The organism is Bradyrhizobium sp. AZCC 1719 (assembly GCF_036924525.1).
Classification (GTDB): Bacteria; Pseudomonadota; Alphaproteobacteria; order Rhizobiales; family Xanthobacteraceae; genus Bradyrhizobium.
The window spans coordinates 5,301,050-5,327,283 of sequence record NZ_JAZHRU010000001.1; the positions used below are offsets into that span (position 1 = coordinate 5,301,050).

At 61.6% G+C, this 26,234-nt stretch carries 29 protein-coding genes and 1 tRNA gene; 10 read left to right on the top strand and 20 right to left on the bottom strand.

Features of this window, described 5'->3' with window-relative positions; all coding sequences use genetic code 11:
* Nucleotides 1-25 precede the first annotated feature (25 nt).
* On the bottom strand, nt 26-1,255 hold the full coding sequence (locus V1292_RS24880; protein WP_334375268.1) for an MFS transporter: 1,230 nt from the start codon (nt 1,253-1,255) through the stop codon (nt 26-28).
* A gap of 55 nt (nt 1,256-1,310) precedes the next feature.
* Between V1292_RS24880 and V1292_RS24885 the strand changes: the two genes are divergently transcribed.
* Nucleotides 1,311-1,925 carry a bifunctional transcriptional activator/DNA repair enzyme AdaA gene (locus V1292_RS24885; RefSeq protein WP_334375269.1) on the top strand — a complete coding sequence of 205 codons (615 nt, stop codon included), beginning with the start codon at nt 1,311-1,313 and terminating at the stop codon, nt 1,923-1,925.
* 136 nt (nt 1,926-2,061) lie between these two features.
* Here the strand turns inward: V1292_RS24885 and V1292_RS24890 are convergent, their stop codons facing one another.
* A complete protein-coding gene (locus V1292_RS24890; RefSeq protein ID WP_334375270.1) occupies nt 2,062-2,277 on the bottom strand; it encodes a hypothetical protein in 216 nt (71 codons plus the stop codon).
* A gap of 232 nt (nt 2,278-2,509) precedes the next feature.
* Between V1292_RS24890 and cysK the strand changes: the two genes are divergently transcribed.
* Together cysK and V1292_RS24900 are read left to right on the top strand one after the other, a co-directional pair.
* Nucleotides 2,510-3,487 (top strand): cysteine synthase A, encoded by a 978-nt coding sequence (cysK, locus tag V1292_RS24895; RefSeq protein WP_334375271.1) that lies wholly within the window; start codon nt 2,510-2,512, stop codon nt 3,485-3,487.
* Nucleotides 3,488-3,489: 2 nt separating this feature from the next.
* A complete protein-coding gene (locus V1292_RS24900; RefSeq protein WP_334375272.1) occupies nt 3,490-3,729 on the top strand; it encodes a BrnA antitoxin family protein in 240 nt (79 codons plus the stop codon).
* A gap of 92 nt (nt 3,730-3,821) precedes the next feature.
* On the opposite strand, the gene V1292_RS24905 is transcribed toward V1292_RS24900, so the two are convergent.
* Complete coding sequence (locus V1292_RS24905; protein ID WP_334375273.1) at nt 3,822-5,249, bottom strand: caspase family protein; 1,428 nt, start codon at nt 5,247-5,249, stop codon at nt 3,822-3,824.
* Nucleotides 5,250-5,422: 173 nt separating this feature from the next.
* The gene (locus V1292_RS24910) at nt 5,423-6,298 is read right to left on the bottom strand and encodes a DMT family transporter (protein WP_334375274.1); all 876 of its coding nucleotides are present in this window, start codon (nt 6,296-6,298) and stop codon (nt 5,423-5,425) included.
* Nucleotides 6,299-6,551: 253 nt separating this feature from the next.
* Between V1292_RS24910 and V1292_RS24915 the strand changes: the two genes are divergently transcribed.
* Both V1292_RS24915 and V1292_RS24920 read left to right on the top strand, forming a co-directional pair.
* Nucleotides 6,552-6,950, top strand: coding sequence for a RidA family protein (locus V1292_RS24915; protein WP_213255086.1), 399 nt, complete (start codon nt 6,552-6,554; stop codon nt 6,948-6,950).
* A gap of 78 nt (nt 6,951-7,028) precedes the next feature.
* The gene (locus V1292_RS24920; RefSeq protein WP_065747310.1) at nt 7,029-7,232 is read left to right on the top strand and encodes a hypothetical protein; all 204 of its coding nucleotides are present in this window, start codon (nt 7,029-7,031) and stop codon (nt 7,230-7,232) included.
* Nucleotides 7,233-7,368: 136 nt separating this feature from the next.
* On the opposite strand, the gene V1292_RS24925 is transcribed toward V1292_RS24920, so the two are convergent.
* From V1292_RS24925 to V1292_RS24940, 4 genes are all read right to left on the bottom strand, one after another.
* Nucleotides 7,369-7,746, bottom strand: coding sequence for a hypothetical protein (locus tag V1292_RS24925; protein WP_442895562.1), 378 nt, complete (start codon nt 7,744-7,746; stop codon nt 7,369-7,371).
* Between the two features lie 136 nt (nt 7,747-7,882).
* The gene (locus V1292_RS24930; RefSeq protein WP_334375275.1) at nt 7,883-8,236 is read right to left on the bottom strand and encodes a hypothetical protein; all 354 of its coding nucleotides are present in this window, start codon (nt 8,234-8,236) and stop codon (nt 7,883-7,885) included.
* A gap of 202 nt (nt 8,237-8,438) precedes the next feature.
* Nucleotides 8,439-9,038 (bottom strand): formyltransferase family protein, encoded by a 600-nt coding sequence (locus tag V1292_RS24935; protein ID WP_334375276.1) that lies wholly within the window; start codon nt 9,036-9,038, stop codon nt 8,439-8,441.
* A gap of 142 nt (nt 9,039-9,180) precedes the next feature.
* A complete protein-coding gene (locus tag V1292_RS24940; protein WP_334375277.1) occupies nt 9,181-9,426 on the bottom strand; it encodes a hypothetical protein in 246 nt (81 codons plus the stop codon).
* A gap of 161 nt (nt 9,427-9,587) precedes the next feature.
* Between V1292_RS24940 and V1292_RS24945 the strand changes: the two genes are divergently transcribed.
* The 3 genes from V1292_RS24945 (at nt 9,588) to V1292_RS24955 (ending at nt 11,778) form a co-directional block, all read left to right on the top strand.
* On the top strand, nt 9,588-9,980 hold the full coding sequence (locus V1292_RS24945) for a hypothetical protein (RefSeq protein ID WP_334375278.1): 393 nt from the start codon (nt 9,588-9,590) through the stop codon (nt 9,978-9,980).
* A 203-nt stretch (nt 9,981-10,183) separates the two neighbouring features.
* A complete protein-coding gene (locus V1292_RS24950; RefSeq protein WP_334375279.1) occupies nt 10,184-11,284 on the top strand; it encodes a sensor histidine kinase in 1,101 nt (366 codons plus the stop codon).
* 11 nt (nt 11,285-11,295) lie between these two features.
* Complete coding sequence (locus V1292_RS24955; RefSeq protein WP_334375280.1) at nt 11,296-11,778, top strand: response regulator; 483 nt, start codon at nt 11,296-11,298, stop codon at nt 11,776-11,778.
* Nucleotides 11,779-13,007: 1,229 nt separating this feature from the next.
* On the opposite strand, the gene V1292_RS24960 is transcribed toward V1292_RS24955, so the two are convergent.
* The 6 genes from V1292_RS24960 to galE form a co-directional block, all read right to left on the bottom strand.
* Nucleotides 13,008-13,349 (bottom strand): hypothetical protein, encoded by a 342-nt coding sequence (locus V1292_RS24960; RefSeq protein ID WP_334375281.1) that lies wholly within the window; start codon nt 13,347-13,349, stop codon nt 13,008-13,010.
* A gap of 558 nt (nt 13,350-13,907) precedes the next feature.
* Nucleotides 13,908-14,150: a PilZ domain-containing protein gene (locus V1292_RS24965; RefSeq protein ID WP_334375282.1), complete on the bottom strand. Its 243-nt coding sequence runs from the start codon at nt 14,148-14,150 to the stop codon at nt 13,908-13,910.
* A 121-nt stretch (nt 14,151-14,271) separates the two neighbouring features.
* Nucleotides 14,272-14,412, bottom strand: a complete 141-nt coding sequence (locus V1292_RS24970; RefSeq protein ID WP_334375283.1) for a hypothetical protein — start codon at nt 14,410-14,412, stop codon at nt 14,272-14,274.
* 228 nt (nt 14,413-14,640) lie between these two features.
* The gene (locus tag V1292_RS24975; protein ID WP_334375284.1) at nt 14,641-14,877 is read right to left on the bottom strand and encodes a DUF3551 domain-containing protein; all 237 of its coding nucleotides are present in this window, start codon (nt 14,875-14,877) and stop codon (nt 14,641-14,643) included.
* A 168-nt stretch (nt 14,878-15,045) separates the two neighbouring features.
* On the bottom strand, nt 15,046-15,237 hold the full coding sequence (locus V1292_RS24980; protein ID WP_156908450.1) for a hypothetical protein: 192 nt from the start codon (nt 15,235-15,237) through the stop codon (nt 15,046-15,048).
* Between the two features lie 141 nt (nt 15,238-15,378).
* Nucleotides 15,379-16,506, bottom strand: coding sequence for a UDP-glucose 4-epimerase GalE (gene galE, locus V1292_RS24985; RefSeq protein WP_334375285.1), 1,128 nt, complete (start codon nt 16,504-16,506; stop codon nt 15,379-15,381).
* A 432-nt stretch (nt 16,507-16,938) separates the two neighbouring features.
* On the opposite strand from galE, the gene V1292_RS24990 reads away from it, so the two are divergent.
* Nucleotides 16,939-18,636 (top strand): hypothetical protein, encoded by a 1,698-nt coding sequence (locus V1292_RS24990; RefSeq protein ID WP_334375287.1) that lies wholly within the window; start codon nt 16,939-16,941, stop codon nt 18,634-18,636.
* Nucleotides 18,637-18,683: 47 nt separating this feature from the next.
* On the opposite strand, the gene V1292_RS24995 is transcribed toward V1292_RS24990, so the two are convergent.
* The 3 genes from V1292_RS24995 to V1292_RS25005 are packed head-to-tail and all read right to left on the bottom strand — an operon-like array spanning nt 18,684 to nt 20,679.
* Complete coding sequence (locus tag V1292_RS24995) at nt 18,684-19,094, bottom strand: DUF2304 domain-containing protein (protein ID WP_334375288.1); 411 nt, start codon at nt 19,092-19,094, stop codon at nt 18,684-18,686.
* A complete protein-coding gene (locus tag V1292_RS25000) occupies nt 19,091-19,816 on the bottom strand; it encodes a glycosyltransferase family 2 protein (RefSeq protein WP_334375289.1) in 726 nt (241 codons plus the stop codon). Before V1292_RS25000 ends, V1292_RS24995 begins: the two co-directional genes overlap by 4 nt.
* Entirely contained in the window at nt 19,792-20,679 is an 888-nt protein-coding gene (locus V1292_RS25005) for a class I SAM-dependent methyltransferase (protein ID WP_334375290.1), read from the bottom strand. The genes V1292_RS25000 and V1292_RS25005 overlap by 25 nt, the downstream gene beginning before the upstream one ends.
* Nucleotides 20,680-21,599: 920 nt before the next feature.
* Here V1292_RS25005 and V1292_RS25010 point away from each other — a divergent pair.
* Nucleotides 21,600-21,812: a hypothetical protein gene (locus V1292_RS25010; protein ID WP_334375291.1), complete on the top strand. Its 213-nt coding sequence runs from the start codon at nt 21,600-21,602 to the stop codon at nt 21,810-21,812.
* Between the two features lie 571 nt (nt 21,813-22,383).
* On the opposite strand, the gene V1292_RS25015 is transcribed toward V1292_RS25010, so the two are convergent.
* The 3 genes from V1292_RS25015 to V1292_RS25025 all read right to left on the bottom strand — a co-directional run bounded on the left by V1292_RS25015 (nt 22,384) and on the right by V1292_RS25025 (nt 26,066).
* A tRNA-Lys gene (locus V1292_RS25015) sits at nt 22,384-22,459 on the bottom strand.
* Nucleotides 22,460-22,605: 146 nt separating this feature from the next.
* On the bottom strand, nt 22,606-25,284 hold the full coding sequence (locus tag V1292_RS25020; protein ID WP_334375293.1) for a glycosyltransferase: 2,679 nt from the start codon (nt 25,282-25,284) through the stop codon (nt 22,606-22,608).
* 215 nt (nt 25,285-25,499) lie between these two features.
* A complete protein-coding gene (locus V1292_RS25025) occupies nt 25,500-26,066 on the bottom strand; it encodes a beta-1-3, beta-1-6-glucan biosynthesis protein (protein ID WP_334375294.1) in 567 nt (188 codons plus the stop codon).
* Between the last annotated feature and the right edge of the window lie 168 nt (nt 26,067-26,234).

Consider the following 26,234-nt stretch of genomic DNA (forward strand, 5'->3'; position numbering starts at 1 on the left):
GACTGGCCAGGGTGTAACTCGATCTTCAGGTTGAAGTCGCTGGGACGGGTGTGGACCTTCGGCCAAGCAGAATGATCGCCAGGGCCAGAAACTGAACCACCGCAATGAGCGCGAACGGCAATTGATAATTGGCCGTCGTGTCACGCATGGCGCCAATGATTGCGGGTGCGAATGCAAATACCCCCTGGTTGATCGCGATAATGAGCGCCACTGCGGTGCCGACATCCTCGCGTTCGAACTCCTTCTGCACGATCAACGGCGGGAGTGAGGTTAGATTCCCGATCCCGAGACCGAAGAGAACGCATCCGAGCGTAAGACCCACCCATCCAGTACTGAAAATCAGCCACAGGACGCCGCCAATCTGCACGGCAAAGTTGATCGCAGCCGCGAAACGGCGATCATGCTCACCGATCCATTTCCCAGCCAGGGTTCGGCCTACGATGGCACATATCGTAGCCAGGCTGACAAGAAACCCCGCGTAGCTAATCCCAAGGTCCGGCGTCAGACGAGCTACCAGGTGCGCCAGCAGGCCGATCTGTGCGAACAGGCCAAGCGAGAAGGCGGCCGAAATCGTGATGAAGCGTGAGGTTCGAATGATCTCGGTGCGTGTCCGTCGTGGCCTTTGGCTCGGTGCTGCCCGGTGCGATGTGTCGCCGTCCGGCGCCAGTCTCATTTCGCTGGGCGATTTAGCCAGGAACCTGACGCAGAGATATGCAACCGTGGCCACCATGCAGCCTCCGACGAGGAGCGCTGCTGATGGGAATCCGATCGATCGTATCAGGTAGACCCATATCGGCACGAACAGCACGCCGCCGACGCTGGCGCCATTGAATGCAAGGGCGATCGCCATCGGCCGGTCGCGATCGAACCATTTTGCCACGATAGCGTTCAGCGCTGCTCCGCTGGTCATGGCCCAACCAGCCCCGCTCGGGATGGTCGCGACGAACAACTGCCAAGGCTCGCGTGCGCCGGACCAAAAAATCAGGCCCGTCGCCGTTGCGACCGCCCCAATGAACGTCGTTGTGGCGATCCCCAGTCGGCGATGAATCTCCGGCAGATAGGCTATGATGATTGCGCTGACCAAGAAGTGAGCCGTGATCGCCATTGAAATCTTCGAGATGGGCCAGCCTCGCGATTCGTGCAGCGATTGGAGAAATACCGAAGGGCCGTAGAACCCAATGCCCCAGGCGAACACGGCGATTGCAAACGCCGACCAGGCAACCGACCATCCAAAGAAGCGGCTCGCCGCGACCATTGTCTCCGTTCTCCCGAAACATAAGATGAGCACGACGTAGCATCAGGAGCGCGCGATGGCTCGCCGCAAACGGACTCCGTCGTCGGCAAGGACGGAGCTTGGCAATCTGGACGTCGCAGCCTGCGAGCGGGCTCGCGTCAACCGTGATCGACGGTTCGACGGTCGGTTCTTCTCAGGTGTCCGAACAACGCGCATTTACTGCCGTCCGGTTTGTCCGGTTCGCCCAGCGAAGGCGGAGAACGTGTCGTTTTATCCGTCTGCAGCGGCGGCGGAGCGCGCCGGATTTCGGCCGTGCCTGCGGTGCCGACCGGAGACGGCGCCATTTTCTCCGGCATGGAAGGGCTCATTGGCGACGGTCGAACGCGCGATGCGACTGATCGCCAGGGGCGCACTCGATCGGGCGACTGTTGAAGCGCTCGCGGCCCGTCTTGGCGTCGGGGCGCGGCATCTATCCCGATTGTTCGACAAGCATCTCGGCGCGAGCCCCGGTCAGGTTGCCAAGACGGCACGGGTACAGCGGGCGAAGCGACTTTTAGATGATACCAAACTGCCGATGACCGAGATTGCATCGCTGGCTGGTTTTCGCAGCTTGCGTCGCTTCAATGCGGTCTTTGCGGAGGTCTACAAGCGTCCCCCGAGCGACATTCGTCGGACGCACCGGAACGTTTAGAAACTTCAGGGCCTATCTGGCATGTTCGCACTTCGCATAGAACCGATCGCCGCCGCCGGTACGCTCCAAATACAAACGCCAAAAACAAACGCGCGCCGGATGGGCGCGCGGTGACATTGCTCCGAGATAGCTTGAATCAATTACAGGCGAACCTCTTGACCGAATGCTTGGTCACGAAGCCGTAACCGCAGGTGTCACAGGTCCAGAGATAGCTGATCACGTTGTCCTGCAGGTAGGCGGAGGCCTCCGCTGCCACCATCGTGTCGGCACACACCGGGCAGGTCGGCAAATCGCAGCCGCGCGGATCGGGCCTAGATGCTAGGGTCGACTGGATTTCAGCAATAGCTGGCATCGTGACCTCCATGCGATCTGAACCTCAGGCCCAGCTCACAACCAAAGTATAAGCAGAAATCTTTGACGATGTCGCAACACAAATGCGTTGATTTCGCGATATTTAGCGAAGTTCTTGTTTTGCAATGCAGCGAAATCTTCGTTCCGGCAATTCCGGCTTGCGCATCGATGTGGCCGCCTCCTAAGTAGGAGAGCGCCTTTTCCCCGCACATGATCGCTTTGGGAGTGTCGAGATGGATGCGTCGTCAGCCGCGAGTGCAGTGCAACGTCCGGGCCGGGGACGGGTCTTCGACTCCATCGTCGATGCGATCGGCGACACCCCGATCGTTCGTTTGCGCAGACTCCCGGAGGTGCATGGCGTTAGGGCAACCATCCTGGCCAAGCTGGAATATTTCAATCCCGCCGCGAGCGTCAAAGACCGCATTGGCGCGGCGATGGTGATCGCGATGGAAAAAGCCGGCGTGATCAACGCCGATACCGTTCTGATCGAGCCGACCTCTGGCAATACCGGCATCGCGCTGGCGTTCGTCGCGGCTTCACGCGGCTACCGGCTCAAGCTTGTGATGCCGGAATCGATGTCGATCGAGCGGCGCAAGATGCTGGCGTTCCTCGGCGCCGAGATCATCCTGACGCCGGCCGCGCAGGGCATGAGGGGCTCGATCGCAACCGCTGAGGAACTGGTGCGGACCACGCCCAACGCCGTGATGCCGCAGCAGTTCAAGAACCTCGCCAACCCCGAAATTCACCGCCGCACCACGGCGGAAGAAATCTGGAACGACACCGGCGGCAACATCGATGTCTTTGTCGCCGGCGTCGGCACCGGCGGCACCATCACCGGCGTCGGACAGGTGCTGAAACCGCGCAAGCCGTCTTTGCGGATCGTTGCCGTCGAGCCGGAGGAAAGCCCGGTGCTGGGCGGCGGCCAGCATACGCCACACAAGATCCAGGGTATCGGCGCCGGCTTCATTCCGGACATTCTGGATCGCTCCGTGATCGATGAGATCGTCAGGGTCAACGGCCCGACCGCGATCGAAATCTCGCGTGCGCTGGCGCGCATGGAGGGCATTCCCGGCGGCATCTCCTCGGGCGCTGCGATCGCGGCGGCGCTTGCGATCGGCAAGCGTCCCGAGAGCGCCGGCAAGACCATTTTGGCTGTCGTTCCGTCATTCTCCGAACGGTATTTGTCGACGGCCTTGTTTGAAGGAATTTAGCGATGGCGGACCAGCCGCGGCGGCCGAGAACCCTGAACGATGCGCGCACCGAAGCCGAGGCCGCATTCAAGCGCGCGACCGCGAAAGTGGCGCAAGCACCCGCCAAACAGGCCTCCGTTCCCGGCGTGCGCGAGCAGGTCACGCTGCGGATCGATCAGGATGTGCTGGAATGGTTTCAGGAGGGTGGTCCGGGTTGGCAGGATCGCATCAACGAGGCGCTGCGAAAGGCTGCAGGCAAATAGAACGCTCTTCTTAGGCTTATTGATTTGCGACCTGCAAAAATGAAAAAGGCCCGGGATGATCCCGGGCCTTTTTGGCAGATGGTCGCCTGCCGTTAGCGCAGCATGCCGCCGACGACGCCGCCGATGAAGCGGCCGGCACCGGCTGGATCGGGGCCGGGGTTGCTGTACTGGCGCTGCGGCGGGGGCTGCTGCGGCTGCGGTTGAGGCTGCGCCTGAACGGTGCTGGGGGCGCGGCGCTTGGGAGCGGGACGCTCCTCATCGGAACTCGCGGTCGGTGCGGCCGCCACGATCTCCGTCAGCAGCGCCTTGTGCTGCAGCTTGTTGAGGTAGCCGCTCTTCGGATAGCCGCGCGCCGCCTGCCAGCGCGTGATCACGCCGCGGGTCGGGGCGTCGAACTGGCCGGTGACCTTGGTATCGAAACCGAGTCCGGTCAGGCGGCGCTGCACGTCGCGGCGCTGGCCTTTATCGAGGCCGATCTGGTCTTCAGTGGTCTGGTTGGCTTCTTCCTTGAAGGTCGCGGGATCGATACCCGTGCTCAGGTTACGGGTTGCATCCTTTGCACCGCTCTCCAACGACGCAATCCGCGACAGCGCCAGCGACCGGAACTGACCGTTAGGATAGCTGGTCAGATAGGCGTTGAACTCCTCCGGCTTGTTGGAATCCTTGATCGAGCGCCAGAACTCCAGTTCGACGTCGGAGCCCGGCTTTGGGCCCGACGCCGGCGCGGCAGCCGCCACGGCGCCGGGCGCGGGCGCGCCGTTCAGGTAGACCGTGCCGATCAGGTTGGTGTGCCCCCAGGGGAGCTGACCCTTGTTGGTCTCTTCGTTGACCTGGGCGCGGACCTTGGTCATCGCCTGCTGGATCTCGACGCCGGGCTGGGTGAGGTTGGCGAGCAGGGCGCGCGTGAACGGGCTGTTGCCGCCTTCCTGGCCGTCGAGCGCGGTCTGGCCCGGGCCGGTCGCAAACGCGATCAGCGTGCCTTCGCCGGACTTCATTTCGGCGAGACCGGTCTGCACGTTGACGCTGCGGGTGGCGGAGTTCGACTTGATCTTGGCTGCGAACGGGTTGTCGCGGCAGGCGTCGAGGAACACCAGCTTGACCTTGGCGTCGCCCATGGTCTGCTCGAGGGTGAGGTCGATGTTGATCGCGGCGCCAAGCTTGACGTCCATTTCGGATTTGATGTCGGCGTCGATCGGCAACAGATAGTTGGTGCCGGAGATGGCAATGCCGTGGCCGGCATAGAAGAACAGCGCGACGTCGGCGCCTTGCGCCTTCTTGCCGAAGTCGAGCAGACGTTCGGTCATCTTGTCGCGCGTGAGGTTGGAACCTTCGACCACCTCGAATCCGACATTGCGCAGCGCGGCGGCCATCGCCTTTGCATCAACGGAGGGATTTGGAAGCGGAGCGACGTTCTTGTAGGTGCCGTTGCCGACAACGAAAGCGACGCGCTTTTCGGCTTGGGCGGTTCCGGCCGCAAAGACCATACAAATGACGGACAAAATGAGGGTTGGGTAACGCATATGAAATCCCCCTGCAGAATCGACAAAGGCTTTGGCTGTAACGCTGGCTGGACATTACAAATATCGCCTGCTTCGCACCACAAAAAAGCAGCCGAATGGCCAAATCCGGAGCCATCCGTTACCGTCGCGACACGCGCCATAGCGTGATCTAGATCACAGCCTGGAAATAAATTTCAGCCTTGCACGCGCGCAGGCGAAGGATTCGGTTTCAGGTTCAACAAATTGCCCATGAGGATCAGCGCTGCGCCGAGCACGGTGAATACATCCAGCCGTTCCGAATAGATCAGCCAGCCCGCGGCGGCGCTCAACGGAACCCGCAGAAAATCCATCGGGATCACCACGGTGGCATCCGCGTGCAGCATCGCGCGCGCCATGCAGTAGTGGGAAAACGTGCCGCAAAACGCGATCACCACCACCCAGCCCCAGAGATGGGCTGGCGGCCACGTCCAGACATAGAGCGCGGGGAGAAGACCAGCCGCAGATTGTATCACCAGCATCCAGAACATGATCGAGAGCGTCTGCTCGGTCCGGGTGAGCGACTTCACCATCGCCACCGAAACGCCGAACCCGACCGCGGCTGCCAGCGCGATCAACTGCCCCGAATCGATCTCGCTGGCAGCGGGGCGAACGATCACCACGACGCCGATGAGGCCGAGCACGATCGCCGTAATCTTCCAGAGTGTCATGCGCTCGCCGAGAAACGTGGCGGCCAGGATCGCGGTCCAGATCGGCATGGTGAATTCGATCGCCACCACCTGACCGATCGGGATCAGCGTGAGCGCAAAGAACCAGCCGAGCTGCGCGCCGTAGTGAATGAGGTTGCGCGCAACGTGCTGCGGCAGCCGCTTCGTCTTCATCGCGCCAAAGCCGCCCCCGGCGCGGATCAGTGGGTACAGCATCAGAAAGCCGAGGATCGAGCGCATCTCCATGAGCTGGAACACGTTGATCTCGCGCGCCGCCTCGCGTCCGGCGATCGCGATGATCAGCATCAGGGTCAGCCAGCCGGCCATCCACAGCGCGGCCAGGGTTTTGGATTGTGTGCGGTCCATTTGCGGGGAGATTGGTTGAGGGCAGGCCGGTATCGGCGAGCGCGCCACAATTTGCAACGCGCAAATGCGCGGGGGCAGCGATGCACGCCTTCGCAATTTCGCTGTGGGAGCGGCTCCAGGTTCAGTGCTAAGACCGGCCAACTTTGAGCGTCATTCCGGGGCGATGCGAAGCATCGAACCCGGAATCTCGAGATTCCGGGTCTGCGCTTCGCGCATCCCGGAATGACCACAGGAATTGAGGAGGAAACTACGCATGCGCATCTTGCAACCGGCCGAATGGTCGAAACCCCGCGGCTTCTCGCATGGTGTCGAGGTCGACGGCCCTGGTAAATGGATCGTCCTGGCCGGCCAGACCGGCGGCGACGAGAAGGGCGACTATGCTCCCGACATGGCCGCGCAGGTCGGCACGGCGCTCAAGCGCATCGTCAAGCTGCTTGGGGAAGCAGGCGCCGGCCCTGAGCACATCGTGCGCCTGACCTGGTACCTGACCAGCCGCAGCGAATACGAGGCCGCAGGCCCCGGCATCGGTGCGGCCTGGAAGGAAACACTCGGGCGCAATTTCCCGCCATCGACGCTGCTCTACATCGACGGGTTGGTCGACGTCAGGGCCAAGGTCGAAATCGAAGTCACCGCCTTCGTGCCCAAGGCGTAACCGGACATCACAATCACCGCACGGGCGCTGTCCGTTTCATCAGGCGCGCCGGCAAAGACAAAAGGATACCGTGAGCCAATGACCACTACGCGATCGACCTCTGCAGATTTCGTCACCGCCTTCGCAACCGGCTGGCCCGAGCACCAGCCCGACATCATGGTGCTGTCGTTGACCACGCACCGCGGCGTGCAGGATTTTGCCTTCAACAAGGAGCAGGCGTTGTTGATCGCCAAGACGATCAAGGAGACCGCGGCGAAGCTCGAGAAGCCGAAGACGAGTTAAGCCCTGAACTGTCGTCGCCCGCGAAGGCGGGCAACCCAGTATTCCAGAGACGTCGGTGACTGATCGAGAAGCCGCGGCGTACTGGATCGCCCGCCTTCGCGGGCGACGACAGGTGGCGGGGATGGACGACCGGGGCCTACTTGGACAGCGAGATATTGGCAGCGCGGAACACGCTGTCGGCCCTCAGGGCGATCTGCTGCTTGTTGCCGGTGGTCTTCAGCGAGATGTTGGCGGCGAATCCGGCCGCCTGGGCGATCACCTGGAAACTGCCGCCAGCCCCGCGGCCCTGGATGGTGCCGCCGATGTTCCGGCTGGTTTCGCTCCAGGTGCCACTGACTTCGCCTCCGGCTGAGACCACCGCCGCTTGCAGATTGAACCTGTAGGCGTCGCTGGCGCAGGTGAGGGCCATTTCCATGCTGGCCCCGATCACCTTGTAGGTGGAGCGGCAGCGGATCCGCTCGCTCGAACCGTCATCCAGCGTCACCGTGCCGGGACCGGACCATGTGCCGGCCATGCCGGCGAACGTACTGGACTGAGCGTAGCTCGTGGAAGCGGCGAGGGCCGTTATTAATAAGGCCGCCATAAAAAAAGCGACGGCTGCGAATGTCAGCCGCCGCGCTTTGGCAGAAGGTTCAAAAGTCTGGCTTGCCTTACTGACGGGACGCTTCCCATCGACCGCTACATGCGACACCAGCTGAAGCCCCATTCCATTTCCCCGATCCGGAGTTGCCACTGAGTTGACCGTTCGCATATGCACCATTGATCGAGACTCGCACAAGTCCCCCGCTGCCGACGCTGCCGGAAACCGGACCGCCCGAAATCTTGCCGCCGGTGACATTCACGGTCGACGTAGTCTGCGCATCGCAATTGCCCGCTTTTGTGACAACCGTGACCTGCCAAAGACCGTCATAGGGGTTCTGGGCGGACGCCGGAGCGGCGGCCAAGGTCGCGACGGAAGCAAGAAACGAAACAAACAACAGGTTGCGGATGCGGTTGGAGCGCATGGATCAAATCCTCGAGATGTGTGTGATGACGCGCCTTATCCGGCCACAATGTGTCCAAACTTGGGTGCGCCGCAGCACTGCGGAAAGTTCCCGAGATCTCAAACACATCAAGGTGAATCTGGTTCCGGCGGAGGAACGGAAAAATTCGCAGTTTCGTCGCGATTTCGGCAAATTGCGGGGTTTTGCGGTATGATGGTAGAGGTCAATGCTTGGCGTCGGCCAGGCTCGGTGCCTTGGTGGCAAATTCCTCATCCTGGGGCGTGGCCGGCAGGCTGCCGTGAGTTTTGGCGTGGTAAATGACATCGGCCAACAATTTCTGGCCGAGCGGCGCCAGCGCGCGCTCCCAGAGCTCTCGGGCGGTTTCCCCTTTTTTGACGAACACCCATTCCTGCGCGGCGATCGCGCCGGCATCCATCCGGTCGGCGAGATGGTAGATCGTACCGCCAGCGATCGGATCGCCTTCCTTGACGGTCCATTCGACTGCGGCGATGCCGCGATGCCGGGGCAGCAGCGAGGGGTGATAGCCAATGCCGCCGAGTTTAGCTGTGGCCAGCGCCTCCCTGGTGACGCGGGCATGGCTGTGTGCCGTGACGATCAGGTCGGTCCCTGGTGCGATTTCGGAGGCGATCACGCGCTTCGGATCGGCCTGCACCACGACGTCAATCCCGGTGGCCCGCGCCGCGGCGGCAAGCCGGTCCTCGCCGTCGTGAACGACGACGCGAACGATATCGACCCCATGTTGGCGTAGGGTATTGAACGTCGTCACGCCAAAATGGCGGGAACCGACCAGGGTAATCCGCATGTGTTCCGTCCGTCGTTAATCAGGCCGATATGCCGATAGCACACGATGCCGGCCTGTTTCGATGCTCGCCAACGGGCTCGCGGGTTATCAACAGGCGGGCCGGAAGAGCACAGGCGGAGCGGCAGGGCCTAATCCTGTTCCGTCACCATGACAGGATTCGCAGTTCTGGCCTGGAATAGGGCGAGGCCGGTGACCGGACCGGGTCGGGCTGTTGTTCAGCCGCCCTTTGCAGGCACGCCCGCAAGTCGGCACTGCACTGCTTCATCTGGTTGCGCAGCTCGCGTCGGGCGAAGGTGGTGAGGGTGGGATCGCCAAGCTGCTGCCACGCAGCGCGCAGCCATTGCTGCAGGGCGCGGATATCGGAATCGAGCACTTCGGGCTGGTTCATGCCGCCGGAATCTCAAAACGTAATCGCGCCTTGATTAGGACTGATTCTCCCGCCGACGCCTACTCCGTAACAGGACGGACAGCACGAAAATGGCTCGCCTGGAAGCTGGGGAACGCGCGCCCTACATGTTCGTTGAGTGGGAGCCTCCTGGAGAGACCTCGATGTCCTGCAATCTGGCGCTTGTTCTCTTCGTGGCGTTCAGCCTGATCGTTCCCACAAAGGCATTCGCACAACTGACGCCGCCAGCCGGCTCGGCGGGCGCCGGCAATTCACCGATATCGGGCGTGCCGTTCGGACCGGCCAACCCCAGGGCGCTCTCCGATCCCAGCGGCATCGGCAACGCCGCGAACGTGCCACCGCTCCGCCCCAACCCCCCGCCGCCGGCCGTCTCCTACGGCTCAGTCGACGCGCCACGCGCACGTGTCGTGACGCCGCCATATCCAACCGCCTCGCAGCGGATCATCAGTGCGCGCAAGGCCCCGCGTAAGTCGCCGGTTCGGCCGCGGGGGCGGCCAGAGGTGAGCAGGTTCACCGGGATCTGCCGCGGGTGCTAGCGATCAAATTGCGATCCATCTTGCGGGAAACGAAGCGCGCCGGAAGACTGACATTTCCGCGCCCGGCCACGGCTTAGGAACAAATTTTCTCTTGCCGGATTTGTCCAACGTCAAGCGCTCGGCGGTCGTGCGTGCTGGTCGTTGCATGTGCCGACACTGAGTATCGTGCAACGCAAAATTGCCCTTCGGCAGGGATGGCGGGAATGAACTTCCAGCGACGGACGGCCAAGACTTTCTCCCAGCCAGGCCGCTCCGCCTTCCTGGACGTGCCTCATCTGCTTCGCGATGAATGGCGGCAGGCGCACGAAGACCGGCTGGCTGTCTCCTACGAACATGTCGGCGTCGGCATCGTCGAGGTCGATGAGGCGGGGCGGATGCTGCGCGTCAACCAGAAGGCCTGCGATCTGGTGGGACGAGAAGCGGCCGACTTGCTCGGCCGCTCCATCTTTGACGAGACCTCGCCACAGGACGTCGCGCAGGATCTCGCGCAGTTCAGACGACAGATCGCGGGCGAAATCGACCGCTACACCATCGAAACGCGTCTCGCGCGCAGCGAGGGGTCATACTTCTGGGCGGAGGTCACGTCCTCAAGCGTTTGCGATGCGTCGGGAAATTTTCTTTACGCGGTGCGGGCTCAGCATGACATCAGCGCCCGCAAGCAAGCCGAGCAGGAGCGGTGCGCCGCCGAAGACCGTGCGCAGCAACTCGAAACCCAGCAACGGCTTTTGCTCGATGAACTCAATCATCGCACCAAGAACAACATGCAGATGCTGCAGTCGCTGCTTTTCTCCGCGGCAAGGACCGCACGCAGCGAGGAGGCGCGCAAAGTCCTGAACGAAGCCAGCGCACGGATCGCGGCCATGGCGGCGGCGCAACGTGTGCTGTACGGCCGAGGCGATGCCACCTGCTTCGCGGCGGAGGAATTTCTGCCGGCGGTTTGTCAATCCATCCGGCAGTTGCTGCCGCCGGATGCACGAATTGAGTGTGGCGCAGCGCGCAGCGCGCTTTCCAACGACATAGCGATGCCGCTGGCATTGATATTGAACGAGCTGCTGACAAACGCCGTGAAGCACGGCATCAGGGACTATGCGAGGCAGGCCGTTCGCGTCAGCCTGACCGGCCAGGACGGACGGATGGCGCTCTGCGTCGAGGATGACGGCGAGGGGTTCGACTTGGAGGCAGTGCGCAAGACCTCGTCCGGACTCCAGCTCGTACTCGGCCTCGCACGCCAGCTCCATGGAACGCTTCATGTCACGAAAAACCCTTCGCGGGCGTGCCTCGATTTCCCGGCTGCCGAGAGCTAGGTCGGTGATCGATGACGACGCCCGACCAGAACGCGGGGCATATTGCGTTGCCATCCGAGCCGGACCGGAATTCGTCGCCACCTGTTGAAGAGACCTGGCGCATGGAAGGGAAACAGGGCCCGCTGCGGGTTCTTGTCGTCGAGGACGATTTCCTGATCGCCATGCAATCCGAAGTCGCGCTGACGGCTGCCGGCTTTGAAGTTGTCGGTCCGGCCGCGACTGCAGAGGAAGCCGTCGCGCTCGCCAGCGAGGCCCAACCGACGCTTGCCGTGATGGATATTCGCCTGGCCAGCAGCCGCGACGGTATCGACGCCGCACGCCAACTCTATCAGGACTTCGCCATTCGCTGCATCTTTGCGACCGCGCACGACGATGTGCGCACGCGCGGGCGCGCCGAGCCCTACGCCCCGCTCGGATGGCTGCCGAAGCCGTACACCATGGCATCGCTGGTATCGGTGGTCGTCGAGGCTCTCGCGCAGTTGCGCCGGCCGTAGCGGAGGCGTCGGCAGTCGAACCGGACCTATGGAACTCTTCGGCCCAAACAATTACACACACGCCGCCGCTCCCGCGGCGACTGAGGCGACGTTTTACTTTCTCCGCGGGCGCTAGTCGGTCCGGTAGGCGTCCAGCGCGTGGGCGGCGAAGATCCCTACGCTAATCAGGGCGAGGATCCCTGCTGACAACTCGATCATTGTTCGGCGTCCCTGTGTTTTTGTTAATAACCAGGTACGCCGCCGTTTGTTTCAGGCAGCGGTCGAGCAATCTTGACGTTTTGGCGAGGAACAGCGGGGCTAGATGGAAAACGGGAGGACGTTCGGCCAGCGCTTCTTCATCCCAGCGGCAACCTGGAAGGCCAGGCGATTTTCGGATCGCGTCGATGGGGCGTACTTGGCGTGAGCGCGACGGTCGGCCGCCTTCTGTCGTCCGCGCTGGCGCCTGACATATCGTTTGGATCGCGTATGCATTTGGCATCGCTCCAAAGTCTTGTAACCAGCCATAATCCTCTCACTGAATTTGAGACTTGGCAACCGGACCGGCGCCCGCCGTCAGAGTGCGCCGCACAAACTGTTTCGCTTTCGCCAGGCGCGAATCTAGGCAAAGCTTGGCCAGCGACATGTCATTGGGGATGAGCATGGACGTTGTGGAGCTCGTAATTTACGGCTTGCTGGCTGTGTGGGGACCGCCTCTGCTGTTTGCGGCATACTTGTTGCGGCCGATCAAATGAACTGCCTCACCATCCAGACGATGAGGAACAGCCAGCCAGCCATCGCGATCACGACAGCGATAAAGTAGTTCACTCTCAGCCATAGATGATGCACCGATCGTCCTTCAAGACGAAGCCGCCAGGCGGAGTATGATCGCCTGACGGCCTGCTGGTGTGGGCCCGGACGCTTGGGGAATTGTCCGGTGGCTGATCAGTAGGCGTCGCCGCAGCGGGCGGCAATCGGACTTGCAGTTTAACCTAACCAGTCAACCTTACTGACCGCGATGTCTTCTCTCTTAGAGCGGCCTCTGCCACACGGAGTTGCTGCTTAAACTTGTTAAGCTCTGCCATGCGCTTCGACAAACTTCGCGGTGTCCGCCACGCGCCCTATTACTTTGACGGTGGCATTCTGGATAAAGCCTCCGCTGCGGGCTAATTCTGGGAACTAAGAACAAAAAACCGCCCGAAGGCGGTCCTGCATTCTCGACTTTTCGTTCGATCGGGCTGCGAGTGCCGCACTCATACTGCTGCGCGTTCGGGATCGCTCTTGGTGAGCTCAAGCAAAAGCAACGCAATAGTCGATTTAAGATTTTCACGGCGCGCGATCAAAGCTCTCACCGTCATCGGAAATGCAAAGTGATGAGGATCTCTCGTCGGACTTTTCTGTAGTTCAGCGTCAATGCTTTGATCAAGCAAGCGGATGGCGTTCTTGATATCGACCAGCATTGCTTCAGTTTGTTGACGCCTCCGCCTAAGGGCGTCATCCGTTGCGAGCCGCTTGCGCTCTGCCATGGCCTGTCCCTTGGCCTGAACGCGAACAAGATGTCGTAGATCCGCTGTCTCGAATTGGGTCTGGTTCATTTGTTTGCTCCGCAATGGCACATCGCTGGCAGCGATACGTGGCGATGCTGTGCGGAGAGCAAGGAGCTTGCCAGAAACAAGATGACCGCCCGAAGGGCGGTCTCTCTGTTTGTGAGTGCAGTTTGAGTGGCGCGGTTGTCCCAAGGACTACGACCGCGGCTGAAGTCGATCCGATCTTCTTACTGATCGAGGAGAACAAGGAAGCGAATGCGCATTTTTACGCCGCATCAGAGGTGCTCCCCGGGCAGACTCAGCCCGGATCCCCGAGCTGATTAACGGCCCATTGGAAGCCAGGGCGTTAACTTTTTCTTAAGGATTCGGCTGAGATAGTTCAGACTTTAAGAAATTGCGAATCATCGGGCTGGAGATTTGCCATGCTTACGACGGTTCTCTTGATGGCTTTGACCGCGCTGGCCGCTTGTACAGCTATTCTTGTCCGCTTCGAATTGTTAGCCCGAAAGCGAAGAGCGTCATAACTACTTCAGGCGGTAAGCCAATGCCCATTGGGGCGGCGAGGGTAGAGCAGCCGGACATCGGGAGCCGAACGGCTGCATAGAGCTACAGGTCGAAGACCACGCCAAGTCTGTACTCTTTGCGCCACACAACGCGACAAGGGAGCTTTAGCTTGTCATCCGGCAAGATCAATGTGAACTCATCGGGAATGCGGATCAGCTCGGAAAAGTCCAGCGCCGCGCCCGTGCTGGATATGTCGCGAACAGTGCAGGGATACTTGTCGCCGCCGTAATCGATCTTGGCCGGCTTCATGACGCGAACACGAGGAGCAATCCGGGTTTCCACCATCGCAATATGCCCACTTTAAAATACTGCCTTAGTAGCACTGAATCCTTAAAGCGCTCCAAAGATGGAACCCGGTTTCAGGCACACCTGACTTCTCAAACACCTGGCTTCTCAAATAGCGGCCTCACATGGTCATGCCAGCGATCGGCGTCGAATGGCTACTGTGATAATCGCCGCAGAACACGACGACACCGAAGACGCCGGATTCGCGCATCTCTCCAAAGGTAATTTTCTGCGGGCGCTGCATCGCGCCCAATTCTGCCAAGAATCGAAATCAGCCTGAATAAGCCACTTTGGGGAGTGCCCTTTGGGGAGTGCCCTGGCGTGGCGCGGCTCTGCGCATGTCGTCCGGCAACGTCGTGCGCAGAGCCTTCCATTGTTGGAAGGCTCCGGCAACGAGGACCCGCGAGGCTACAGTGACCCCAGCGTCTGCCATACGATGGCCAGCACCAGGAGCATGGCGTAAGCGGTCCTGCGGCCAATGCGGTTCACTTTAGTAGACCTGGCGATGCCGCTGATAACCTCCGAAATATGGATTGATGACGCACTGTGCCGAGCGGCCCGATGCCGACGCGTTGCATTGAGGCAGCGACGTGTAGCGGCATTCGTAGTAGGTGGCCGGGCCATATACCCGCAGGCAAACCGGATAGGCCGGATCGTATGTCTGGGCGGCCACCGGCCCTATTGAGACTATTCCGATAGCCAAAATCGCCAAGGCAAGAATGCGCATCAGAGCCTCCTTCGGCATTCACTCCAAGACCTCATACTCGAGGCCACAGCTTCCGGATCGTTCTCCTCGAACCATTTTTCCGCGGCGTCCTCGCTCGCAAACCTTGCCACCAACTTGATTGCTTGGGCGGACAAGTGGATGCTGGAGCCTGCAGCAGCGCCTTACTTTTTAGCTGACAATCTCCCTGACCTTGATGCCGCGCAAGGCCTCGATGCAGTCAGCCACCAAATGCAAGAACTCTTGCCGCTTTATGCGCTTCACCTGACGTCCTTCCATATTAATTAGAATGAACCTCGCCATGTCGTGGGCGACTTCAAACTGCGATTTGCCGGTAACCTCAACGTCTATTCTCTCAGCCATTTCGCTCTCCGCTCGTTGTAATTGGAAGGCAGCGGTCGAGGACTTTCGAACGACGAAGCGCCTCACGCTTCGCTCGAATGATCCCAGCTGCGCCGAGCACAGCGAGGGAAGCGACGAATATCCGCTGCAGGGCGCCGCCTGTCACGCCTGTTTGCTCGTCTCCGAGGCGTCCTGCGAGGCGCGGAATGCGCGGCTCGACCGAGACCTGCTGACCCAAACGGTCCTAGGTGGCGGATTTCCGCTGTTGGGGTGAGGCAGGGCCGTAGTTGCCAAGCGCTGCGTCGCGTTACCTTGTGCCAATAGTTTGCGTTCCCAAGCGAGCGCATGGCGGACGATCAGGGAAAGATCATCCCATTGGGGCCGCCAGCCCAGCAGATCGCGCATCCGCTGCGCCGACGCCACGATCTCCGCCGGATCGCCAGGCCGGCGGGCGGCAAGTTCGACGGGAAAGTCGTTTCCGGATTGGTGCTGCATGGCCTCGATCACCTGCAAGACCGAAAAGCCGTGGCCGCAGCCGCAATTTAGCGTCAGGGACTCTCCACCACCGCGCAGGTATGAAAGCGCGTGACAATGAGCGTTTACGAGATCGCTCACGTGGATATAGTCGCGAATGCAGGTCCCATCAGGCGTGGGATAATCGGTGCCGAAAACCTGCATCTTCTCTCGCAGACCCACGGCGGTTTCCGCTGCAACCTTGAGAAGATGCGTTGCCCCTCGCGTTGCCTGTCCGGTGCGCAGAGCAGGATCGGCGCCTGCTACATTGAAATATCTCAAGATGACGTAGCGCAGGCCGTGAGCGCGTGCTGCATCGCGCAGCATTGTTTCAGCCATGAATTTGGATAAGCCGTAAGGTGATAGGGGCGCGACGGGCGTCTCTTCCGTGACAGGATTTGCCGGCGGATTTCCGTACACCGCCGCCGTCGACGAGAAGATGAAGCGCTGCACTCCACTCCTGATTGCGATCTCGAACAGGCTTCGGGAATTTTCTGTGTTGTTGCGATAGTATAGAAGGGGTTCGGCAATTGACTCCGGGACAACGACAGAAGCCGCAAAATGAATGATCTCCGAAATCCCATACTTCGCGATCAGCGCCGCAACTCGCCGCTGATCCCCGATGTCCTCAACGAAAACCGGAACTCCGGATGGTATTGCCCATTCGCACCCCGACGAAAAATCATCGATCACGACGGGCTGTTCGCCACGATCAACGAGTTCGTACACCATGTGGCTCCCAACGTATCCGGCACCTCCGGTGACAAGGATCGCCATTGCTGCTGCCTTAGGGGACCTGATTTGAACTTTGGAACAAAGTTCCCTTCAGGCGTGTTATGAAGCTCATCGGACAACACTTGAGGTGCGCTGGGAGTTCGTTCCCGATTAGGTGGTTGAGCGAGATTTCTGACGTGATGCTGCGGCGGTGTCGGCCGAGGGCAGAACCGTCTGCGTCCTAATTCGTGGCTTGAATTCCTGGTGGAGCCGCTCGATCGCATTGGTGGTACGTAGCGATGCTCTCGCCTCCGGCCAGATCAACATGCGCAAGGTCGATGGCTGGCAAACGCTCGCCACCGCGCCCATCGATCAGCCAAGTGACCTTGTCCTCTCAAGAGATAGCTTCAAGCGGCCGGCGATTCCGCGTCGCGAACTCCCACCACATTCCGGACGGCACCAGCGCGTCGCCATGCAACCGGTTAAGGACGATGCATGGCGCTTGAACGGGTGAATGGCGACGGCTCTGAATTTGCGCGGCCGAAACTCGGCCTCGCATTTGCTGCTCGTCATGCGGAGACGTTGCTCGTGCTCCTTGTGCTGGGCGTGGCCTTGGTCATCGGGCTTGCGACCGCCGCGGATTACGGGGTGTCGACTGACGAATTCAATACGGACGATTACGGCCCAAAGGCGCTTGCCTGGTACGCGAGCGCCTTTAGGGACCGGTCTCAGTTCGAGACGGTCGAAGAGTATCTGTGGATGTATGGACCGTGGTTTCAGATGCTCATCGCGGCCGTGCAGTCGCTTGAGCTCGCGAACCCGATCACGGTCCGGCACGCCATCACCTTCCTGTTCGGCCTCGCTGGGCTCGCCGCCGTCGTGCCGATAGCACGGCTCACGGTCGGGTACTGGGCTGGGTTGACGGCGCTCGCCCTGTGCCTGCTGACCGGCTACCTGTACGGCAACCTGTTCTTCGCCCCGATCGACGTGCCGTTCCTGTTCGCCATGAGCTGGTCGACGCTCGCGATCGTCCTGATGGTGCGGCAGGAGGTGCCAAGCTGGCGTCTGACCCTTGCGACGGGCCTTGTCACTGGCCTCGCCATTGCGACGCGCACCGGCGGGGTGATCACGCATGCCTACCTCGTCGGCGGCATGAGCCTGTGCGCGCTCGAAGCGCTGCTGCGCCATGGCCGCGCGGGCTACGGCCAGTTGCGCCAGATCGCCTTGCATACGCTGCTCGTCATCCTCGTCGCCTGGCTGACGGCGATTGCGCTCTGGCCGTGGTTGCAGACTGGAAATCCGCTCATGCGATTCCTCGAGGCCTATCGGCACTTTGCTCCGCTCGATACCTCGTTCGAATTCCCGAACTGGGGCCGGCCCACGTTCACCGACAAGCTGCCCGCCTGGTACATTCCCGGACAGCTTGCGGCGCGTTTGCCCGAGGGCTTTATGGCGTTGCTGTTGCTCGGCATGGCGGTCTGGATCGGTGCCGCAGGGGCGTGGACGCGCGCCGCCCTCGGCGCCCTCCGTCGGTCCGGCGTCGTCGGACTGCGACCAGCCGCCGCCGAGCTCGCGGGATCGCGCGCGGTGCTTGTCGTCAGTGTGGCGGCGTTCGGACCTATCGGGGTGCTCATCCTGCAGGGCTCGACGCTCTATGACGGTGTCCGCCACGTATTGTTCGTGATCCCAATGCTCGCCATCGTGGCCGCGCGCGGGCTGACGAGCCTCTTGCCCTTGTTGCGACGCTTCCCGATTGTGCCCGCGGCCCTCGGGGTCGCGCACACGGCCGCTATCGTGGTGACACTCGTCATCCTGCATCCGCTCGAATATATCGCGATGAACAGTCTGGCAGGCGGCGTCGCCGGCGCTTACGGCCGATTCGACCTCGACTATTGGAGCATGGCGGCTCCCGAGGCGCTGCGCCGCCTCGAGGGTCGAATTGACGCCGAAGGCCGGTTCGCGGGAGATCCGCCGCGCGTGCTGGTCTGCCTGGGCTGGCGCGAGCAACTGGCCGGCGTGATGTTCCGTCGCAACTGGATTGCCGAAACCGATCTGCAGAAGGCGGACTACCTGATCGCCACCGAGCGCTGGCCGTGTGCCAAGGGCACGTCGGCCGTACTGGTTGATGAGGTCACGCGATTTGGCCGCTCGTTCGCCCAGATCTACGCTACTCGTCGCGGGCTCGGCGAGTGACGCCAACTTCGGGCGCGACTTGACGTTGGCAGCTACTTCTTGGGCATCTACTTCTTCGCCTGCAATTCGATCGGGGGCGCCTCGGCCTTTCGGCCCAACATGACCGGGCGACGTTTTCGCGGCGGGCCTGCCTCATGCCGGCTCTCCTTGGCGCGATCGATCGCGACGGTGCGCGCCAGCCGCGTGATCATATCGAGCTGAAGCCGCAACTTGAGATGCAAGTTGAGCATGATGAGCAGGCTGATCACGACCCAGGTGTAGACGATGAGGTCGGAGCCGCGGCCGATTCCTACGAAGGCCGCAAGCGCGGTGGCATGCTCCGGCACCCAAACGAAGTAGAGGCCGGCGAGCGCAGCGCCGCTCGCGAGCGGGCCGATGATCGGCACCGTCCGATGCTCCGACCAGGCGTAGACCAGAACCAACGCCAGAAAGGCCGTCAACAAGAGCTGCGCGATCATCGGTAGAGCCTCCGCGCAAACAGATCGATCAGGATGGCCAGCGCATCGGTGATCCGTTGACCTTTGCCCAGCGAATAGGCGCTGTACTCGATGTTCACCGGCACCTCGACAAAGCGCAGGCGGCTCTGCGCGATCTGGTGCAGGATCTCGGACGCGTGCGCCATTCGGTTCTGTCGCAAGGAGATCGCGCGGGCGCCGCGCGCGGTCATTGCCCGTAGGCCATTGTGGGTATCAGTGACCGGCAGTCCGGTGCTCGCGCGCGTGAACCAAAGCGCAGCGCTGAGCAGGATGCGGCGCGACACCGGCAGATTTGCCGTCGCGCCGGTGAGAAAGCGGCTGCCCAGCGCGAAATCGATGCCGGGCTGCTCGATCGCCGCGAGCAGCGCCGCGATGGCCATGGGGGAATGCTGGCCGTCGGCGTCGAACGTGACGAGCGCATCCGCACGCTGCTTGAGGGCGTAGTCGATGCCGGTCTGCAGCGCGGCGCCCTGTCCGAGGTTGACCGGATGCCGGACGACGACCGCGCCTGCGAGCAACGCAACGTCGCCGGTCCGGTCACTGGAGCCGTCATCGACCACGACGACCGTGTATCCGGCGCGGCGAATGCCGGACACGACGCTGCCGACCATCGGCGCTTCATTGTACGCCGCGACAACGATCCAGGGATTGCGAATCCGGCTGACGTTGAGGCGCTCTATCATGGGGGGCTCGTATCCGGACATGGTGGCGCCTTGCTCAAGACCACGCGCATCGCGTCAAACAGGTTCACCGGAATGGCGAACCGGTTGCCGGTCGGGCTGGCCGCGATCTTGCGGCCGAGCATGCGACCGACCTGGAAGGCGATCAGCGAGAACGGCACGAATTTCCAGGGGTAATCGGAGCTCTCGACGCGAAAGCCGACCGATTGGGCCAGAGACGCGATGCTGGCGCGATTGAAGAACCACAGGTGCTGCGGAGGCGTCATCAGGCGCCAGTGCGCGCCGGTCGACCGCGCCGCCAAGGAACCGAAGTCGCCGGTCGTCAGCACGATGATTCCGTCCGGCCGGAGATGGTCCGCGAGCAGCGCGAGGGCTTCCTGCGGGTCGGGCAGATGCTCGATGACGTCGAGGAGGACGATAACATCCAGGGTGCCAAGCGACTTAAGAGTAGCTTCGCTCAGCAGGCCGCAGATGACGTTCAAGCCGAGGTCGCCAGCATGGGCAGCAGCCTGGCCCGCCGGCTCGATGCCGCTCACCTCAAATCCCGCGCGGCGGGCTTCATCGAGAAAAAAGCCGTAGGCACAACCGATCTCGAGCAGGCGGCCCTGTGGCTTGTGGTGCTGGATGAACTCGACCGTGCGGGCGAACTCGCGCCGTAGCACGGGTTCGGCGCCGCGATAATCGGCGTAGCCGTCGGACTGACGGCCGGAAAAGTAGCCATCGTCATAATAAGCGAGGGGATCGAAGCGCGATGCCTCGGTGCGTCCCAGTCCACAGTCCCGACATTGAAAGATGTCGCAACCGTTCTTGATGTAAAGAAGCCGATGTGGCGTCGCCCGATTGCACGCGGGACACTTAAGCGTAAACGCAGCGCGGTCGTTTCGCATCAGCACATGCGTCCCCAACGGCGTTTCTCCAGCGCGAAAAAAACGCCTCCGATGCCGAACTGTTCCGCTCGGCGAACGGCCACGGGGTCGCAGGTTGCTTTGCTGTGTCTGGGCTTCGAATATTGACCCCTTTCGGGGTCCAACCGCAGCCTTGGTCAGAGTCTTATTTCGACAATGCCTCAGATGGTTAGGTGCCCCCAAGGGCCCCTAGCCGGGGTATCTCCTAGTGCGGCGGGCCCGGTGCGTTGCGTATTGGCGGGGCCGCTAGCCGGTCGATTCAACGCGGTATGCACATCATGGATTGCCGACTCCATCGGTGATATGGGCCGCAAGGGGGAGATGGCTGGGATGTGGCCGGGCACACGTTCCGAACCGGCAAACCTTGCTGCCATCCATCGCGGACACAAGCCCCTTCAGACGTGCTGCTGCACCCGACTCCACATCCGCCCGCGGCCAAAGCTGGTTCGGCAAGAACAAAAGCTACAAAGAAGGCCCCAAAATAAGCAAAGCGGATCATCATGGCGGCTCCTCGCTGTCTTGAGTACGGGTTAGGTTAAATTGGTGCCGTGAATACCGTTCCTTTGCTCTGCTCGGATCCAAGCTGCCGCCGGTGACGCTGGCGGGCTCATTGCGGCCAGCGGCCCCGGCGCGGATACGCAACGCTGCAGCGGGGCCGCTAATCCAACGGCTTTAGGTACCCTCGCGGGGCGCGCTTAAATCGAAACTGACGAGGATCTTCAGGTACGGAGCCCGCGACGCGAACCACTCTCGACGAATGAATTATTGAAATAGCGGACCCGCCGGTTCACCTAGCAGGCCTCTCGCAATGGGAACGTGCGTAGCACTTCAGCTTGTCGTGATGCGAGCTTTATGCTCGACTACCGGCGCGTCCTTTTTTCCAAGTTTAGGGAGAGCTGAGCATGAAGAAAACAATCCTTGTCGGTCTTGCGATCCTCGCTGTCTCCGCTTCTGGCGCTTTGGCAGCCAAGAAAACGACGAAGCCGAAGGCACCTGCCGCCGCCACGACCACGAACACGGGTGGCGCAGCTCCGCTCATGTTGCACCAGGTTAGTGCCGCTGACCGCGAGCTATATGAGAAAAATCAACGCGACTCCGGCATGAAGAAGAAGTAGAGGGACAAGCTGCTCCAGCGCGCGATTGCGCGCGCTGGATGGGCTAAGAAAGTAAGGCCGCCTCAGTTGGCGGCCTCTTTCATTCCAGCACTTCGTACTCGAAGGCCACGCCTTCAGGATGGTTTTCCTCAAACCACTTTTCTGCAGCGTGAAGGCGACTGCTATCAGCACGTCCAGGCGATCACCGTCGCGATCGACCAGTACGCGGAGAAGGTGCTAGGCAACCGCGACTACTTCTCAACAAGCCGTCCGACGTTGGTTAGCGCTTGTGGAGCGCCTCTGGCGCAACGCACGGTGTGAGTTATGTCCGATTCACACATGTCGATGTGTGAAAGGCCGTCAACGCGTTCGTGGAGCGCTTAAATCGAGACTGACGAGGATCTTCAGGTACCGGGCGGGAAGTAGTGCCGCAGCACCAGCCGCAGCGCGATGTAGAGGGCGACAACGATCGCCGCGCCGATAATCCAACCATCCATGATAACCCCGTCACTGCGCAACTGGTTTGCAGACACAGTGCAGACACAAGGGGTTTTCGGTGATCTTAGAGATTGGCCTAAGTGCTTGATTTCATTGGTGAGCGCGGAGGGACTCGAACCCTCGACCCCATGATTAAAAGTCACGTGCTCTACCGCCTGAGCTACGCGCTCACTTGCCGCGCTGTGTAGGGGGCGGGCCCCTGCGGGTCAATAGCACAAGCACGGCAAATTCGTGGTCTGCTTGATCCCAATTCTCTTTAGCTAGCTAAAGGTTAGTTCGGAATCTTCAACTACCCGTCGCCAATCGATCCACGGTGTTAGTTGACCTCACGGCGAATCTCGGAGGCGACCGGCTGGGACTGGGTGTTGACCGTCGGCAAGGTGACCGGGCGCAGCCCGATCAGTTCCGCCGTCCGCACCGCGCTGTTACGCCAGAAGGCGAAGGAATTGATCCGGGAGTTTTCCAGTACTGCGATTGCAACCGCCGCGAGGAACGGCAGGCTTTGCAGCACCAGCACGCCGGCAAAGATGTAGATCTCGCGCACCTCCTTGTAGCCGTTGGTGACGACCAGGACGGCGGCCCCGATCAGCAGCAGCACCCCGATCACGGCCTCCCAGAACGCCTGGAATTCGATCGACATCCGCGACAGACCGCCCTTGGAGGTGCGGGCAAAGGCGAGATGCTCGGTGATCAGGCCCTGCGCCACCGCGCGCGACACCGTCCACTGCACGCTCATTGCCGCGATCATGGCGCCCAGCATCTGGCCGGCCTTGATCTTCACCCGCAGGCGGTAGAGCGCGACGAAATGGATCAGCGAGACGGCGAAGGAGGCGATGATCGGCAGCGTCAGGATCTTGTCGGGAATCGCGATGTCGGCAAACGCCACGATCGGCACCCAGATCAGGTTGAGGATCGCCACGACGACGCCCAGGCTTTCGGCGCCGAGCCAGTTCAGCCAACCCAGCGAGAATTCGCGGCGCTGGTCCGGCGTCAGCCGGCTGGCGCCGGGCAGGAAACGCCGCCAGTGCTTCTTGACGATCTGGAAGCCGCCATAGGCCCAGCGGTGACGCTGCTTCTTGAACGCCTCATAGGTGTCGGGCAGGAGGCCTTCGCCATAGCGGACGTTGGTGTAGTGCGTCAGCCAGCCCTGCTGCTGGATGGTCAGGCCGAGATCGGTGTCCTCGCAGATGGTGTCGCTGGACCAGCCTCCGGCCATATCCATCGCGGAGCGCCGGATCAGGCACATCGTGCCGTGCACGATGATCGAGTTGAACTCGTTGCGCTGGACCATGCCGATGTCGAAGAACCCGGCATATTCGCCGTTCATGATGTAGTGCATCAGCGAGCGGTCGCCGTCGCGATGCTCCTGCGGCGCCTGCACCAGGCCGACGCGCGGGTCGGCGAAAACAGGCACGAGATCTTTCAGCCAGTCCGGATGCACGACATAGTCGGCGTCGATGATGCCGATGATCTCGGCATCCGCCGCGGTGCGCTCCATGGCGATGCGAAGCGCGCCGGCCTTGAAGCCCTGCACTTTCTCGGCGTTGATGAACTTGAAGCGTTCGCCGAGCGCACGGCAGTGATCCTGGATCGGCCGCCAGAATTCCGGGTCGGGCGTGTTGTTGATGATGCAGACGCATTCGAAATTCGGGTAGTCGAGCCGCGACACCGCATCCAGCGTCTGCTTCAGCATCTCGACCGGCTCGAAGTAAGCGGGGATGTGAATCGAAACCTTCGGGAAAGCGACGTTCTCGCCGATGGTGGCGGGCGCTAACGGCGCGCTCTTGGTAATCAGCCGGCGCGGACCGCGGCCGAAGGCAATCGCCGCGATTTCGTCGATGCGCGCCATCGCGATCAGGATCAGCGGAACCAGCAGGATCAGGCCAAGCGTCAGCGCAAAGGCCGAGCCGAACACGAAATAATGCCCGGCCCAGTAGGCGAACACGGTGGAAACCCAGGCGCCGACGCCGTTCGCTGCCGCTGAAAGCAGCAGCGCCTGCATGATTGTCGGCTGCTCGAGCCGCAGGATCGGCAGCGACATCAGGATGCCCATCAGCAGCGCGATCGCGGCGAGCTTCCAGTAATTCTCGTTCACGATCGGGCCGGTCCACGCGAATTTCGGTTCGCGATTGGCATCGAGGATACCCCAATAGGGGCCGACGCCGCCTTCGAAGAATTTCCAGGGCTGATCGATCGCCTCGACGATGTTGTAGTCGATGCCGATGGCTTCGGCGCGGGTGACGAAATTGCGCAGCACCGAGGCCTGTTCGAACGGGCCGGGCTCGGCGTTCCTCAAATTGTATCCGGCGCTCGGCCAGCCGAACTCGGCGATGACGATCCGTTTGCCGGGAAACTGGTCACGCAGCAGTTGGAACATAGCCACCGCCTGATCGACGGCCTGCTTGGAGGTGAAGTTTTCCCAATAGGGCAGCACGTGCGCGGCGATGAAATCGACTGATGACGCGAGCTCGGGATTGTCGCGCCAGATGTTCCAGATCTCGCCGGTCGTCACGGGAACGTTGACGGATTTCTTGACCTGCTTGATCAGCTCGACCAGGTCGTCGATCTTCTGCTCGCCGCGGAAAATCGTTTCGTTGCCAACGACTATCCCGTTGACGTTGCTGTTGCGCTTGGCGAGGTTGATCGCCGCCTCGATCTCGCGCTTGTTGCGATCGGAATTCTTGTCGATCCAGGCGCCGACGGTGACCTTGAGGCCGAATTCGGCAGCGATCGGCGGCACCAGTTCAACGCCACCGGTCGAGGAGTAGAGACGAATCGCGCGCGTGATCGTCGAGAGCTTCTTCAGGTCGGCGCGAATCTTTTCGATCTGCGGAATGTTGTCGACGTCGGGATGCGCCGAACCCTCGAACGGCGCATAGGAGACGCTGGGTAAAATGCCTCTGAAATCGGGCGCCGGTTGCTTTTCCTGGAATAGGCCCCACAGCCCGGCGTGAGCTGCGGTCACAAACAGCAGAACGGCAACGATGGCGCGCATCGGTGACTAAACCATACGGGGCTGCAATTTATAGGAAGCGAACCTGTCCCCTAGGTTCGACCGAGACGACGGCGTCATTAGGATAGTCCTGCCCCGCGTTTTCACAACTGGTATGACGCCATGACTTTTTTAAGGACGGCGCTTTAAGGGCGTGACCAATCCAAACGCCGGACAAATAGGATCGTTCCGCTGAACGTATCCTGAATGCCGGACGTCTATTTCGCGGGCGGGGCAGGCGCGGGGCTGGGGGCCGGCGAGGGCGAAGCGGCCGGCGCAGGCGTCGCATTGCCGGCGGTCGCAGGCGCCGGGCTGGCTGCTGCAGCCTGCGGCTGGGCGCCCGGATTGATCCAGCAGACGTGGATGCGGCTGTCGAGCGTTTCCGCCACCTTGGGATCGATCTGGCCGCCAAAACGGGTCAGGCAGCGGAAGGTGGCCTGGACATGCCCGCCGGGGCAGCCGAACCGGTCATAGAGATCGAGGTGCCGGAACGCGGTATCCAGGTCGTCTCGCCACATCAGGCGAACCACCCGGCGGCCGAGCCAGACACATTCGGGATTTCCGGCCGGGCCGTTGATTGCCTGGGCTGCCTCGACGAATTCGTCGGCCTTGCGCTGGTTGTCCTTGTTGACGTCGGCGGCACTGGCCGGCGCCTTGCCTTGATCCTGCGGGGTCGGGCTGCCGCTCTGGGCAAACGCCCCGCCCGATCCGATCAGGAGGGCCAGGCCGGCAGCGGCGAAGCGCCTCAAAACCGCAACTCTTGGATCAAGCAACCGTCGACGCATACATTCCCCGATCAATTTCCTGCCGCGAGCGGCTGGTGTGGTGTTCTGGCTTGTTGCCGCCCAAATAGGTCCCCAATGCGGCGGAAACATCCGGCGATTCACATGACGGTTATTTCAGATTTTGTCCAGCAAAGTCACAACTTTATCATGGACGCTGGTAAAACTGCC

Excerpts from the sequence above, each read along its gene's own strand:
- V1292_RS24880 (WP_334375268.1), bottom strand. The coding sequence starts at position 1,255 with ATGGTCGCGGCGAGCCGCTTCTTTGGATGGTCGGTTGCCTGGTCGGCG.
- V1292_RS24885 (WP_334375269.1), top strand. The coding sequence starts at position 1,311 with ATGGCTCGCCGCAAACGGACTCCGTCGTCGGCAAGGACGGAGCTTGGC.
- V1292_RS24890 (WP_334375270.1), bottom strand. The coding sequence starts at position 2,277 with ATGCCAGCTATTGCTGAAATCCAGTCGACCCTAGCATCTAGGCCCGAT.
- cysK (WP_334375271.1), top strand. The coding sequence starts at position 2,510 with ATGGATGCGTCGTCAGCCGCGAGTGCAGTGCAACGTCCGGGCCGGGGA.
- V1292_RS24900 (WP_334375272.1), top strand. The coding sequence starts at position 3,490 with ATGGCGGACCAGCCGCGGCGGCCGAGAACCCTGAACGATGCGCGCACC.
- V1292_RS24905 (WP_334375273.1), bottom strand. The coding sequence starts at position 5,249 with ATGCGTTACCCAACCCTCATTTTGTCCGTCATTTGTATGGTCTTTGCG.
- V1292_RS24910 (WP_334375274.1), bottom strand. The coding sequence starts at position 6,298 with ATGGACCGCACACAATCCAAAACCCTGGCCGCGCTGTGGATGGCCGGC.
- V1292_RS24915 (WP_213255086.1), top strand. The coding sequence starts at position 6,552 with ATGCGCATCTTGCAACCGGCCGAATGGTCGAAACCCCGCGGCTTCTCG.
- V1292_RS24920 (WP_065747310.1), top strand. The coding sequence starts at position 7,029 with ATGACCACTACGCGATCGACCTCTGCAGATTTCGTCACCGCCTTCGCA.
- V1292_RS24925 (WP_442895562.1), bottom strand. The coding sequence starts at position 7,746 with ATGGCCGGCACATGGTCCGGTCCCGGCACGGTGACGCTGGATGACGGT.
- V1292_RS24930 (WP_334375275.1), bottom strand. The coding sequence starts at position 8,236 with ATGCGCTCCAACCGCATCCGCAACCTGTTGTTTGTTTCGTTTCTTGCT.
- V1292_RS24935 (WP_334375276.1), bottom strand. The coding sequence starts at position 9,038 with ATGCGGATTACCCTGGTCGGTTCCCGCCATTTTGGCGTGACGACGTTC.
- V1292_RS24940 (WP_334375277.1), bottom strand. The coding sequence starts at position 9,426 with ATGAACCAGCCCGAAGTGCTCGATTCCGATATCCGCGCCCTGCAGCAA.
- V1292_RS24945 (WP_334375278.1), top strand. The coding sequence starts at position 9,588 with ATGTCCTGCAATCTGGCGCTTGTTCTCTTCGTGGCGTTCAGCCTGATC.
- V1292_RS24950 (WP_334375279.1), top strand. The coding sequence starts at position 10,184 with ATGAACTTCCAGCGACGGACGGCCAAGACTTTCTCCCAGCCAGGCCGC.
- V1292_RS24955 (WP_334375280.1), top strand. The coding sequence starts at position 11,296 with ATGACGACGCCCGACCAGAACGCGGGGCATATTGCGTTGCCATCCGAG.
- V1292_RS24960 (WP_334375281.1), bottom strand. The coding sequence starts at position 13,349 with ATGAACCAGACCCAATTCGAGACAGCGGATCTACGACATCTTGTTCGC.
- V1292_RS24965 (WP_334375282.1), bottom strand. The coding sequence starts at position 14,150 with ATGGTGGAAACCCGGATTGCTCCTCGTGTTCGCGTCATGAAGCCGGCC.
- V1292_RS24975 (WP_334375284.1), bottom strand. The coding sequence starts at position 14,877 with ATGCGCATTCTTGCCTTGGCGATTTTGGCTATCGGAATAGTCTCAATA.
- V1292_RS24980 (WP_156908450.1), bottom strand. The coding sequence starts at position 15,237 with ATGGCTGAGAGAATAGACGTTGAGGTTACCGGCAAATCGCAGTTTGAA.
- galE (WP_334375285.1), bottom strand. The coding sequence starts at position 16,506 with ATGGCGATCCTTGTCACCGGAGGTGCCGGATACGTTGGGAGCCACATG.
- V1292_RS24990 (WP_334375287.1), top strand. The coding sequence starts at position 16,939 with ATGGCGCTTGAACGGGTGAATGGCGACGGCTCTGAATTTGCGCGGCCG.
- V1292_RS24995 (WP_334375288.1), bottom strand. The coding sequence starts at position 19,094 with ATGATCGCGCAGCTCTTGTTGACGGCCTTTCTGGCGTTGGTTCTGGTC.
- V1292_RS25000 (WP_334375289.1), bottom strand. The coding sequence starts at position 19,816 with ATGTCCGGATACGAGCCCCCCATGATAGAGCGCCTCAACGTCAGCCGG.
- V1292_RS25005 (WP_334375290.1), bottom strand. The coding sequence starts at position 20,679 with ATGCGAAACGACCGCGCTGCGTTTACGCTTAAGTGTCCCGCGTGCAAT.
- V1292_RS25010 (WP_334375291.1), top strand. The coding sequence starts at position 21,600 with ATGAAGAAAACAATCCTTGTCGGTCTTGCGATCCTCGCTGTCTCCGCT.
- V1292_RS25020 (WP_334375293.1), bottom strand. The coding sequence starts at position 25,284 with ATGCGCGCCATCGTTGCCGTTCTGCTGTTTGTGACCGCAGCTCACGCC.
- V1292_RS25025 (WP_334375294.1), bottom strand. The coding sequence starts at position 26,066 with ATGCGTCGACGGTTGCTTGATCCAAGAGTTGCGGTTTTGAGGCGCTTC.